The organism is Pseudomonas sp. SWRI50, from assembly GCF_014269095.1.
GTDB lineage: Bacteria > Pseudomonadota > Gammaproteobacteria > Pseudomonadales > Pseudomonadaceae > Aquipseudomonas > Aquipseudomonas kermanshahensis.
The window spans coordinates 451,848-463,739 of sequence record NZ_JABWRW010000001.1 but is presented as its reverse complement, the minus strand read 5'-3'; the positions used below and the strand labels follow the sequence as shown (position 1 = coordinate 463,739).

The window sequence follows — 11,892 nt, the reverse complement described above, 5'->3', positions numbered from 1 at the left end:
GATCGTGCTTCGAACTATGCTTCTTCATGGTCTCGCCCTCGCTGCCGTTGGCTTCTTTGAACGCCACCGTGGCACTGTGATGCCTCGGCGGGGGCGAGTCCATCGATTACAACGTCCTGCGCTCGGCTGAATCAGGCTTCTTCGGGGTAACGGTACTCGAACACCCGCACCACTTCCGAGGCATGCCAGGACGCCGCTTCCATGCCATCGACCGGCCCGGCAAAACGCCCGAGCCGCTCTACACACTCGAAAAAACCGGTGCGCGGCAAGCGGCTGGCACCCTGGCTGATCACCAGCGAACTGCGCAAAGGCTGCTCGGCACGGGCGTCGAGCACCGCCAGGTACTCCAGCGCGGCGGTCAGCGTCTGCATGGCCGGGCTGGGCAATTGCAAGCGCTCGATAAGCGCACGGTACGTCAGCAGATGACGTTGACGACGGGCCAGGTCAAGCTCGTCCAGCAGGCTCTGCCAGTGCTGGCGGCTGATCCTGACCTGGCTCATGAGGGTTCGCTCCAACCCGCCACACCCAGGTGCCAGGCCAGGGCGCGGCGGATGGCAGCGTCCGGCTGTCGCTCGCCTGACTCGATCATGGCCAGGTACGCGGGGCTCACACCCACATTGCGCGCCAAAAGCTCAGGGGCGATGCCCTTCGCTTGGCGAATGTGTGCCACCTCGCTGAATGCCGGTAAAGGTGCAGCACTGGCAGCATCGCTTTGCACTTCACTGACACCCGCCTCGACGGGCGGCTGCCCCGCTGCCTTCAGCAGTGCCTGGTATTGCTCCCAGGGAACGACGGCGTACTCGGGCTGACCGTCCCGGCTAATAACCTGAATACCCATTACAACCCCCTTACTTAGGATTACGGCATGTAATCCGTAGGCATAATCCTTATGCCAATTATATTACCAAGTACGGGAGTCTGTGCAGCTCAGGCTGATTTCACTGCGTATTGCGTTCCAGGCGCAGGGCTTCGGGGGTATCCGGCAAGCGTTCCACCACGCGCAAGCGCTCTGGGGCTTGGCTGTCGCGCCAGGCTTTGAAACGCGCCAGCTCATCGGCCACGGTCTTCAACACCCAACCCAGCACGGCGATGTCGTCAAGAAAGCCCACGCCCAGCAGCCAGTCGGGGATGGCGTCGATAGGGCTGACGAAGTACAACAGGCCGGCAACGATGGTCACCAGCGCTTTGGGGCTGATGGCGCGGTACTCGCCGCGCCACCAGGCCAGGCACAGCGACTGCAGCAGCTTTACATCCTCGCGCAGCTGGCCGATCCGCGGGCCTTTGCGGGCCACGGCGAACAGCAAGGCCGGCAACCGCCCGCGGCTGAGCAAGCGCTCGGCCAACGGCAGAAAACGGGCGAAATTCCAGGGTGCGCTCATGGAGCCTCCGAGAGGGACAGGTTATCCACATTTATTGTGGATAACCTTGTGAACAGGGCGAAGTTTCTGACGTCAGGTGCCCACTAGGCAAGGGTCCCGGTCAGATCGGGCGTTTTTTACACAGTCGTTTCAGATTCGCAAACGATTTGCGTCAGAAGCATCCTACTTCATCACGCTGCTATTGCTCGGACAGTATCAGCCGCCAGAGGTTCTTCTCAGCCACTGGCCCCAAACGAAAACGCCCCGTCAAGACGGGGCGTTTTACGCAAACCAGCCAGTGTTACTTGGCAGGCTCTTCTGCTGGCGCTTCTGGCTCGGCACCCTGCAGCTGGGCCGGGTCTTTGATGGCGATCAGCTCAAGGTCGAACACCAGTACCGAGTTGGCAGGGATCAGCGGGCTCGGGCTCTGGGCACCGTAGGCCAGTTCGGCCGGGATGAACAGCTTGTACTTCTCGCCGACGTGCATCAGTTGCAGGCCTTCGACCCAACCTGGGATCACGCCGCTGACAGGCAGGTCGATCGGGCTGCCGCGCTCGACGGAGCTGTCGAACACCTTGCCATCGGTCAGCTTGCCTTCGTAGTGAACAGTCACTACGTCGGTCGGCTTAGGCTGCGGGCCGTCGGCCTTCTTGATCACTTCGTATTGCAGGCCCGAAGCGGTAGTGACAACACCCGGCTTCTTGGCGTTTTCTTCGAGGAACTTCTTGCCGGCGGAGGCGGCTTCTTCGCTGGCCTTGGCCAGACGCTCTTCGGCGCGCTTCTGCAGCGAGGTGAAGGCTTCTACCAGCTCTTCGTCCTTGATGCGCTGCTCTTTCTTGCTGACGGCGTCTTCGATGCCGAGGGCGACCGCTTTCGAATCAAGGTCTTCCATGCCTTCCTGAGCCAGGCTCTTGCCCATGTTCAGGCCGATACCGTAGGAGGCTTTCTGTGCCGGAGTCTTCAGCTCGGGGCTGCTGGCCTGTTGGTCGCAGCCAGCCAATACCAGGCCTACCAGGGCAACCGCAGCCGCCAAACGATGCTGTTTCATGCTATTTCCTTGTTCATGCGCCATAAGGGCAATCAGGGTAAAGCCGCGAGCTTAGCAGGCGGCCATGACCAATGGCTACCGGCATAGGAGCGGGTTTTGCTAAGGAAGTTCAGTACTTAAAGGGTTATTCATCTGACACATTAGAGCCACTGGCCAGTATTGCCCCTTTATGCCGAATTCGCCTGGGTTTACACGCCAAAAATTTCACTTCGTTCTGAGTTGTCAGGGGTATTGCCCCTCACGGTACTGCCCCGCCACCTCACGCAGCACCTCGCACACCCACTGCCCTGGCACGCTCTGCTCCAGCGCCGCATTGCGGCACAGGCCCACCGACCCGCCCGGCTCGCGCACGCCCAAGTCGAGCTCGACCAGCTCACCACGGCCCAGGTCGATCAGCACCGCATCCCGTGGCGCCACCCACACCGCATCACTGCCCAGCAGGTAGCGGCGGCTCAGGGCCAGCGAGAGGGTTTCCAGGCGTTGCGCGGGCATCTGGATACCGCATTGGACGAACAGGCTGTCGGCGTGCTGGCGAATGGTGGTACCGGGGGGCGGCAACACCAAGGGGTAACGCCCCACCTGTGCCCGCTCGACAGGCGTGTTGGCCAGCAACGGGTGCCCCGGCCGCACCACCAGGCTCATCGATTCGCTGTACAGGTGCTCGAACGACAGGCCCTGAATTTGTGGGCTGTCGGTCATGCGCCCCACCACCAGCTCCAGCTCACCCAGGCGTAACTGGCCCAGCAACTGCGCGCTGGCACCGGTCACCACGCTGATCAGCAACGCCTCATGGCGTTGATGCAGGCGGCAAAGCACCTCGGGCATCAACAAGCCCTCGACCGTGGACAGCACGCCAATGCGCACCTGCGACGGTGCCCGCGCCTCGCCGCGCAGGCTGCTGACGCCATCGCGCAGCGCCTGCACGCTGGGCCCGGCATACCGCATGAAGCGGGTGCCGGCCGGGGTCAGCTCGACGCCCTGCCGGCTGCGTTCGAACAGGCGTGTTTCCAGCAGCGCTTCGAGTTCCTTGAGCGTCTTGGAAATCGCGGGCTGGCTGATGGCGAGGATGTCTGCGGCCCTGGCCAGGCTGCCCTGCCGGGCAATCTCCAGGAAGCACAGCAGGTGGCGGTACTTGATGCGGGTGTCGAGGTTCATGGCCTCAAGCTTACCGCATGGCTACCTGCGGTGTATCCGGGTCGCGCTGCTGGCGGCGGAACTGCCCCGGCGGCAAGCCATGGATCTGCCGGAAGCGCCGCGAAAAGTACGCTTCATCAGCAAAGCCGCACAGCCGAGCCACCTCACCGACCGGGCGGCTGCCGTTAAGCAGGTAATTGCGCGCGGCGTGCATGCGCCGCTCCAGCACCAATTCGCTGAAGGTCTTGCCGATTTCCTTGCGCAGCCAATGGGTCAGGTAGGTGGGCGACAGGTACGTGGCGGCGGCGACCTTCTGCAGGTTGAGGTCGGGGTCGTCGATGTGCCTGCGCAGGTACTCGCTCATGCGCCCCAACGCGGCGCGCCGGCTGAGTTGCGCAGCATTGCTCTCGGCCAGCTCGCGCAGGGGGTCGGCGTACAAGCCGCACACCTGGCCGATCAGTTGCAGCAACAGGCCCTTGAGGATTTCACGGCTGCCGAAGCGGCGGTTGGCATCGAGTTCACGCATCTGCCCGAGAATACGCCGCACCTCGCTGAAATCGGCCTCGGCGAGGTGAAAATCCAGGTGCTCCTGGAAGCGGAACGGTGACAGTTCAGGGGCCTGCAGTATCGACACTTCTTCCAGGTCCATGGGGTCGCAAGGCAGGTGCGGCAGCAGGAATGTCTGGGAAAAGTTGATGACCACGAAATCGCTGTCGTCCGGGTGCGGGATGACATGCACCCGGTGCGGCAGGATGAAGGCCAGGGTGTTGCGTTTGAACGGGCGCTGCACGCTGCCGATGTGCTGCACCGTATCGCCGCCAAAATTGACCTGGATCTGAAAATACTCGTGTCGGTGTGGCGCGGTTTCGGCCGGCCGGCCGCGCTGGTCGCGGATGTAGAAATCCATCAGCTCGCTGCGCTGTTGCATGACGTAGGTCGGGACTTCGCGCTTGGGGGGCATGGGGGTCTCCGGTCGGGGGCTTGGCGCTGACGTTGCCTGCCATGCGGGAATTCTGAACGGCAAGCGGCTTGCCTGGCAATGAGTTGTACGACGTCGAAACTCATAATTTTGAAGCCCACTGCAAAAAACGTATCCGGCAAAAATCGACGCAGCCCTTTAAAACCGCCACCCAAAGCAAAAAAAGCTGCCAAAACCCCGCCCGCTGAGTTTTTTGGACAGCGCAGCCCTACCCCGTTCCGAGTGAAAAAAACGGTCTAAAACCGCCGTTGATTTTCCGATGTTGTACGACCACCTTAAAAAAGGGACTGCAGCCCAACCTCTACCAACAACAACAAACGAGGTCGACTCATGTCGAGCACGCCTACTTCCCGCACTGCGGCGCCTGCGTTCGCAGTGGACGCGGTCGCATCGCAACGCCTACCCACCCGCCGTCGCTGGTTCATGCTCTCGCTGCTGCTGCTGGCGACCATCATCAACTACGTCGACCGGGTCAACATCTCCATCGCGGCGCCTTTCATGGCCAAGGACCTGGGCCTGGACAAAGTCGAGATGGGCTTGATCTTCTCCGCGTTCGCCTGGACTTACGCCCTGGCGTTGGTGCCAGCCGGCTTCATTGCCGACCGCTTCGGCTCGCGCCTGACCTACGGCGTCTCGCTGATCAGTTGGTCGGCTGTCACTGTCGCCCAGGGCCTGGCCAGCGGCTTCACCTCGCTGTTCGGCCTGCGCCTGGCCGTCGGTGCCATGGAGGCACCGGCCTTCCCCGCCAACAGCCGCGCCGTCACCGTGTGGTTCCCTGCCCGCGAACGGGGCATGGCCAGCAGCATCTACGTGTGCGGCCAGTACCTGGGCACAGCCTTGTTCACTGGGGCATTGCTGTGGCTGGCGACCACCTATGACTGGCGCCATGTGTTCTACAGCACCGGCCTGATTGGTATCGTCTTTGGCGTGGTGTGGTTGTTCCTGTACCGCGACCCGCTCAACTGCAAGAAGGTCAGCAAGGAAGAACTGGCCTACATCGAGGACGGCGGCGGGCTGGTCAGAAGCAGCCAGGAGCGCACCCGTTTCGACTGGCGCCAGGTCGCCGAACTGTTCCGCTACCGCCAGGTGTGGGCCATCTGCCTGGGCAAGTTCGCCAGCACCTCAGCGCTGTACTTCTTCCTCACCTGGTTCCCCACCTACCTGATCGAAGAGCGCCAGCTGACGCTGATCAAAGTCGGCATCTTCGCGGTGATGCCGTTCATTGGCGCCACGGTCGGCATCTTGCTGGCGGGGATCGTTTCCGACCTGCTGATCCGCCGGGGCTACTCGCTGTCCTTTGCCCGCAAGCTGCCGCTGGTGGTGGGGTCGATGCTGGGCATGTCGATCGTGTTGGTCAACTTCACCGACTCCAACGTGCTGTGTATCGCCGTGCTGACGCTGGCGTTCTTTGCCCAGGGCATCGCCTCTTCGTCGTGGGCAGCGGTTTCGGAAGTGGCACCCAAGCAACTGATCGGGTTGACCGGCGGGGTCACCAGCCTGGCCGCGAACATTGGCGGCATCGTCACCCCAATCGTGATTGGCGCGATCGTGCAGGCCAGTGGCTCCTTCGCCTTGGCGTTCTGGTTTATCGGCGGGGTGGCGTTGATGGGCACGCTGTCCTACTCGCTGTTGCTCGGCAAGCTGTACCGGATCGAGCTCAAGACCGCGGCATAAGCAGGCGCGGTGAGTGCCGGAAGCGCCACCGCAGATCCCCCGTTTTTATCCAAACCGTCCCTTTTATCGTCCAACTTTGCCCGCCAGCCGCTGGCTAGGCTGGCCACTCCAGCACAGAGGATTGACCCATGACTTACCTGTTCGACCCGCCAGCCATCGTCAGCCTGCCCATCCAAGGCAGCGACGCGCGCTTCCCGGTTGGCCGCGTGTTCTGCCTGGGCCGCAACTACCCCTGGCCGCAGGCCACCGACCCAGCGCCCCGTGAGCCGGTCTTTTTCATGAAGCCGGCCAGCAACGTGGTCGAGGCACAGGGCGAACTGCCCTTCCCGCCGCAGACTGAAGAGTTTTGCCATGAAATCGAGTGGGTGGTGGCGATCAGCAAAGGCGGTGCCGACATCAGCCCGGAGCACGCGCTGGAGCACGTCTATGGCTTTGCCGCTGGCCTGGACCTGACCCTGCGCGATCGTCAGCGCCAGGCCAAAAGCGAAGGGCTGCCCTGGGAGGGTGCCAAGGTATTCGAAGCCTCGGCGCCGATGACTGCCCTGGTGCCGGCCAGCGAACTGGGCTGGCCACTGGACGCTGCGCTGTGGCTGAAAGTCAACGGCGAGGAGCGCCAGCGCGCCCGGCTGAGCCAGCAGACCTGGCCATTGGCCGAGGTGATCAGCCGCCTGTCCCGGCAACTGCCGCTGCGCCCCGGTGACCTGATCATGACCGGCAGCCCGCCTGGCGTGGCCCCGCTCAACCCTGGCGATGTGATCCATGCCGGCATCGACGGCATCGGCGAGTTGCAACTGCGCGTTGGCCCTCGTCCCGCACGCCACACCGCCCACGCCGCCTGAATTTCTGGAGCAAACAGATGAGCCAAACACACAACAAGAAAATCGCCTTGGTCACCGGTGCCGGCAGCGGCATTGGCCGCGCCGTCGCCTTGGGGCTGCTGGCTGATGGCTTCAGCCTGGTCCTCGCCGGCCGGCGTGCCGAACCCTTGCAGGCGTTGGCAGAACAGGCCCGTGCAGCCGGTGGCGAGGCCCTCGCGGTGCCCACCGATGTGCGCGACGAACAGAGCGTCGCCCAGCTGTTCGCCACCATCGAGGAGGTGCATGGCCGCCTCGACCTGATCTTCAATAATGCCGGGGTCAATGCGCCTGCCGTGCCCATCGACGAACTGCCGCTGGAGAACTGGCGCAATGTCATCGCCACCAATGTCGACGGCGTGTTCCTCTGCGCCCGTGCGGCCTTTGGCCTGATGCGCAGGCAGCAGCCGCAGGGCGGGCGAATCGTCAACAACGGTTCGATTTCGGCGCATACCCCACGCCCCTTCACTGCGCCCTACACCGCCAGCAAGCACGCGGTGCTGGGCCTGACCAAAGCCCTGGCCCTGGACGGCCGCCCCTACAACATCGTGTGCAGCCAGGTGGACATCGGCAACGCCCTGACCGAACTGTCCGAACGCATGACCCGCGGTGTGCGCCAGGCCAATGGCGAGATTGCCGCCGAGCCGATGCTCGACGTGCGCCATGTGGCGGATGCCGTGCGCTACATCGCCGCCCTGCCGTTGGACGCCAACGTGCTCAACATGACCGTGATGGCCAGCAACATGCCCTTCGTCGGCCGTGGCTGACACCTTGCCTTTAAGGAGTGACCGATGAAACCTGAAGTCCTGCAACTGAGCCCGATCCTCATCCCAGAAGTCCGCGAGCGCCTGGAAGCGCTGTTCACCGTGCACCGGTACTACGAGCAAGCCGACAAGGACGCCTATGTCAGCGCGCATGGCAACACCATCCGCGCCGTGGTCACCGGCGGCCATACCGGCATCAGCCAAGCGCTGATGGCGCGCCTGCCCAAGCTGGAAGTGATCGCGGTGAATGGCGTCGGCACCGATGCCATCGACCTGGCCTATGCGCGTGATCGGGGTATCCAGGTGACTGCAACCCTCGGCGCGCTGACCGAGGATGTCGCCGACCTCGCCATCGGCTTGCTGATTGGCGTGTGCCGAGGGCTGTGCAGCGGTGACCGGTTCGTCCGCGCCGGCCACTGGGCCACCAGCGCCACACCGCTGGCGCCATTGCCGTTGGCGCGGCAGGTGTCGGGCATGCGTGTGGGTATCGTCGGCATGGGCCGCGTCGGCCGCGCGGTGGCCCAGCGGGCGGCGGCGTTTGGCTGCCCGATTCGCTACACCGACCTGCAGCCACAGGACGTGCCTTATGGCTTTGAGTCGAACTTGCAGCAATTGGCCAAAGACAGCGATGCGCTGATTCTGGCGGCGGCCGCCGACCAAGGCGAGGCGTTGGTGGGGCGCAAGGTGCTGCAGGCGCTTGGCCCAGACGGTTACCTGATCAATATCGCCCGTGGCAAGTTGGTGGACGAGCCCGCGTTGATCGCGGCACTTGAAGCGGGTGAGATCGCCGGGGCGGCGCTGGATGTGTTTGCCGATGAACCTCGGGTGCCCGAGGCGTTGTTCGAGCGCGAGGATGTAGTGCTGCAGCCGCACCGAGCCAGCGCCACCGTGCAGACCCGCACGCGCATGGGCGAAATGGTGGTGGCAAGCCTGGTGGATGTGTTTGCCGGGCGTACACCACAGGGGTTGGTTATCTAAGCGGCCTGTACCGGCCCCTTCGCGGTCCGACTTGCCCGCGAAAGGGCCGGTACAGTTGCACGATGCGGATCAGGCCACCGCCACTTCCACAGCCTCCCCGTTCAGCCGCACCGGCCACACCCGCAGCCGCTGCCCGGCATCTTCCAGGCATTCCCCGCTGTGCAGGCTGAAATGCTGTTTGTACAGCGGCGCCGCCACCACCAACTCACCCTGCAAGCTACCCACCAACCCACGGCCAATGATGTTGGCACCCGAGCGCGGGTCGCGGTTATCCAGCGCATACAGTGGCTGTTCCTGACCCGGCAAGTAGAACAGCGCCACCTGGGCCCCCTCGTGCCACACCACCACGCCGGAATCGGCTACCAGGTCGCGCGCTTGGCAGACTGTCTGCCAGTTCGTCTGGTGGGCTACAGCAGTATTGGTCAGGTTCATCAGACAGCCTCCTCGGCAGTGGGGATCAGGTGCAGCGGTGCCGCTGGGCGGCGCTGCTCGCGCTCGCGGACGAAGTGCACGTCCGGGTCGGCGCGGTGGTCGTTGACGAAGGTGCGGAAGCGCTTGAGCTTCTCCGGGTCGTTGAGGGCATTGGCCCATTCGCATTCATAGTGGTCGACCACATGCTGCATCTGCGCCTCAAGCTCGGCGGCCAGGCCCAGGCTGTCGTCGAGGATCACCTGCTTGAGGTAGTCCAGCCCGCCCTCCAGGCTTTCGCGCCAGACCGAGGTGCGCTGCAGTTTGTCGGCAGTGCGGATGTAGAACATCAGCACACGGTCGATCAGGCGCACCAGGGTCTCGTCGTCCAGGTCGGTGGCAAACAGCTCGGCGTGGCGCGGGCGCATGCCGCCGTTGCCGCACACATACAGGTTCCAGCCCTTGTCGGTGGCGATCACGCCGATGTCCTTGCTCTGCGCCTCGGCGCATTCGCGGGTGCAGCCAGACACCGCGAACTTGAGCTTGTGCGGGCTGCGCAGGCCCTTGTAGCGGTCTTCCAGGCGCAGGGCCATGGCGACGCTGTCCTGCACACCGTAACGGCACCAGGTGCTGCCCACGCACGACTTCACCGTGCGGGTCGACTTGCCGTAGGCATGGCCCGTCTCGAAACCGGCTTCGATCAACTCGCCCCAGATCAGCGGCAACTCGTGCAGCTGGGCGCCGAACAGGTCGATGCGTTGGCCACCGGTGATCTTGGTGTAGAGGTCGTACTTTTTTGCCACTTGGCCGATCACGATCAGCTTGTCCGGGGTGATTTCGCCTCCAGGGATGCGCGGCACCACCGAGTAGGTACCGTTTTTCTGCATGTTGGCCATGAAGGTGTCGTTGGTGTCCTGCAGCGGCACCAGCGCCGGGTCCATGATCGGCTGGTTCCAGCACGAGGCGAGGATATTGCCCACCGCCGGCTTGCAGATATCACAACCGACGTGGCCTTTGCCATGGCGCGCGAGCAAGTCATTGAAGGTGCGGATGCCGCCAACCCGCACCAGCCCGTAAAGCTCCTGGCGGGTGTAGGCAAAGTGTTCGCACAGGCTTTTGTCGACGGTCACGCCGCGGGCGGTCAGTTCGTGCTCGAACACCTGCTTGAGCAGGGCCGCACAGCCGCCGCAACCGCTGGCCGCTTTGGTGCAGCCCTTGACCGCAGCGAGGTCGCTGCAGCCGCTGTCGATAGCGGCGCAGACTGCGCCCTTGCTGACGTTGTGGCACGAGCAGATGGTCGCGCTGTCGGGCAGCGCATCGGCGCCCAAGGCCGGCGCGCCGCCCGTTTGCGGCAAAATCAGGGCGGCCGGGTCGGCAGGCAGGGCGATGCCGTTTTGCGCGTACTGCAGCAGGGTATCGTAGTAGCTGTTGTCACCGACCAGCACCGCGCCGAGCACATGCTTGCCACTGGCATCCACCACCAGCCGGCGATAGGCCGCATTGGCTTCGTCGATGAAGCGGTAGCTGCGCGAGCCCGGCGTAGCGCCATGGGCATCGCCGATCGAGCCGACATCCACGCCCAGCAGCTTGAGCTTGGTCGACATGTCGGCGCCGGTGAACGGCACCGCTTCATCGCCCACCAGCAGCGCCGCCAGGTTGCGCGCCATGCTGTAGCCCGGCGCGACCAAGCCGAACACGCTGCCATTCCATGAAGCGCACTCGCCGATGGCGAAGATGCGGGCGTCATGGGTGCGGCAGTGATTGTCGATCACCACCCCGCCGCGGGCGGCAATCTCCAGCCCGCACGCGCGGCCCAGCGCATCCTGCGGGCGGATACCGGCAGAGAACACGATCAGGTCGGTTTCCAGGTGCTCGCCGCCGTCGAAGTTCATGCGGTAGCGATACGCCTCACCGGCGCTGATCGACTGGGTCGCGCGGGACAGGTGCACGCCTACGCCCAAGGCCTCGACCTGCGCCTTGAGCGCCGCGCCGCCCTCGCCGTCCAACTGCACCGGCATCAGCCGAGGGGCGAACTCCACCACATGGGCTTCCAGGCCGAGCGACTTCAGCGCATTGGCTGCTTCAAGGCCCAACAAGCCCCCGCCGACCACCACCCCTCGGCGGGCACCCTGGGCGGCGGCGCGGATGGCGTCGAGGTCGTCGAGGGTGCGGTAGACCAGGCGGGCATTGCCGCTGGAGCCTTCGATCGGGGGTACGAAGGGGTATGAGCCGGTGGCCAGGATCAACTGGTCGTAGCCATAGCGGCCTTCGGCGGTGACCACTTCGCGGCGCGCGCGGTCGATCTCCAGCACAGGCTCGCCCAGGTGCAGGTGCACGCCTTGGCGGGTATAGAAGCCTTGCTCGCACAGGGCCAGGGTTTCGGCACAGCTGCCGCCGAAGTACTCGGACAGGTGCACACGGTCGTAGGCACGTTGGCGTTCTTCGCCGAACACCCGCACCTCGAACCGCTCCAAGGCGTCCCGCTCGATCAGTTGCTCGACGCAGTGGTGGCCGACCATGCCGTTGCCGACAATGACCAGTTTCTCGCGCTGTCCGCCGTTCGCTGTTGCCTTCATAGCCGATCCTCGATCAAAAAAAAACGCCTGGAGCCGAAGCTCCAGGCGCCTTTGCCTGTACTCATCAGGGTGTGCCCCTGGTTGATCGCCGTTGATCAGTGGGGCGTGTTGTGAAGCTG

At 64.1% G+C, this 11,892-nt stretch carries 12 protein-coding genes; 4 read left to right on the top strand and 8 right to left on the bottom strand.

Features of this window, described 5'->3' with window-relative positions:
• Positions 1 to 131: 131 nt before the first annotated feature.
• The 6 genes from HU750_RS02175 to HU750_RS02150 all read right to left on the bottom strand — a co-directional run bounded on the left by HU750_RS02175 (position 132) and on the right by HU750_RS02150 (position 4,501).
• On the bottom strand, positions 132 to 500 hold the full coding sequence (locus HU750_RS02175) for a hypothetical protein (protein WP_027595903.1): 369 nt from the start codon (positions 498 to 500) through the stop codon (positions 132 to 134).
• The gene (locus HU750_RS02170) at positions 497 to 838 is read right to left on the bottom strand and encodes a helix-turn-helix domain-containing protein (RefSeq protein WP_186676171.1); all 342 of its coding nucleotides are present in this window, start codon (positions 836 to 838) and stop codon (positions 497 to 499) included. Before HU750_RS02170 ends, HU750_RS02175 begins: the two co-directional genes overlap by 4 nt.
• 100 nt (positions 839 to 938) lie before the next feature.
• A complete protein-coding gene (locus tag HU750_RS02165; RefSeq protein WP_027595901.1) occupies positions 939 to 1,379 on the bottom strand; it encodes a YkvA family protein in 441 nt (146 codons plus the stop codon).
• Positions 1,380 to 1,659: 280 nt separating this feature from the next.
• Positions 1,660 to 2,406, bottom strand: coding sequence for a BamJ family beta-barrel-assembly machinery protein (gene bamJ, locus HU750_RS02160; RefSeq protein WP_027595900.1), 747 nt, complete (start codon positions 2,404 to 2,406; stop codon positions 1,660 to 1,662).
• Positions 2,407 to 2,628: 222 nt separating this feature from the next.
• Positions 2,629 to 3,561 (bottom strand): pca operon transcription factor PcaQ, encoded by a 933-nt coding sequence (pcaQ, locus tag HU750_RS02155; protein ID WP_099428531.1) that lies wholly within the window; start codon positions 3,559 to 3,561, stop codon positions 2,629 to 2,631.
• Positions 3,562 to 3,571: 10 nt separating this feature from the next.
• Positions 3,572 to 4,501: a helix-turn-helix transcriptional regulator gene (locus tag HU750_RS02150; RefSeq protein ID WP_027595898.1), complete on the bottom strand. Its 930-nt coding sequence runs from the start codon at positions 4,499 to 4,501 to the stop codon at positions 3,572 to 3,574.
• 348 nt (positions 4,502 to 4,849) lie between these two features.
• Between HU750_RS02150 and HU750_RS02145 the strand changes: the two genes are divergently transcribed.
• The 4 genes from HU750_RS02145 (at position 4,850) to HU750_RS02130 (ending at position 8,789) form a co-directional block, all read left to right on the top strand.
• Entirely contained in the window at positions 4,850 to 6,193 is a 1,344-nt protein-coding gene (locus HU750_RS02145) for an MFS transporter (RefSeq protein ID WP_027595897.1), read from the top strand.
• A 128-nt stretch (positions 6,194 to 6,321) separates the two neighbouring features.
• Positions 6,322 to 7,032, top strand: a complete 711-nt coding sequence (locus HU750_RS02140; RefSeq protein ID WP_085272780.1) for a fumarylacetoacetate hydrolase family protein — start codon at positions 6,322 to 6,324, stop codon at positions 7,030 to 7,032.
• Positions 7,033 to 7,049: 17 nt separating this feature from the next.
• Positions 7,050 to 7,814, top strand: coding sequence for an SDR family oxidoreductase (locus tag HU750_RS02135; RefSeq protein ID WP_085272779.1), 765 nt, complete (start codon positions 7,050 to 7,052; stop codon positions 7,812 to 7,814).
• A 24-nt stretch (positions 7,815 to 7,838) separates the two neighbouring features.
• On the top strand, positions 7,839 to 8,789 hold the full coding sequence (locus HU750_RS02130; RefSeq protein WP_186676169.1) for a 2-hydroxyacid dehydrogenase: 951 nt from the start codon (positions 7,839 to 7,841) through the stop codon (positions 8,787 to 8,789).
• 69 nt (positions 8,790 to 8,858) lie between these two features.
• Here HU750_RS02130 and nirD read toward each other — a convergent pair whose 3' ends face one another.
• Both nirD and nirB read right to left on the bottom strand, forming a co-directional pair.
• The gene (nirD, locus tag HU750_RS02125) at positions 8,859 to 9,221 is read right to left on the bottom strand and encodes a nitrite reductase small subunit NirD (RefSeq protein WP_099453195.1); all 363 of its coding nucleotides are present in this window, start codon (positions 9,219 to 9,221) and stop codon (positions 8,859 to 8,861) included.
• The gene (nirB, locus tag HU750_RS02120) at positions 9,221 to 11,773 is read right to left on the bottom strand and encodes a nitrite reductase large subunit NirB (protein WP_186676167.1); all 2,553 of its coding nucleotides are present in this window, start codon (positions 11,771 to 11,773) and stop codon (positions 9,221 to 9,223) included. The genes nirD and nirB overlap by 1 nt, the downstream gene beginning before the upstream one ends.
• Positions 11,774 to 11,892 lie beyond the last annotated feature (119 nt).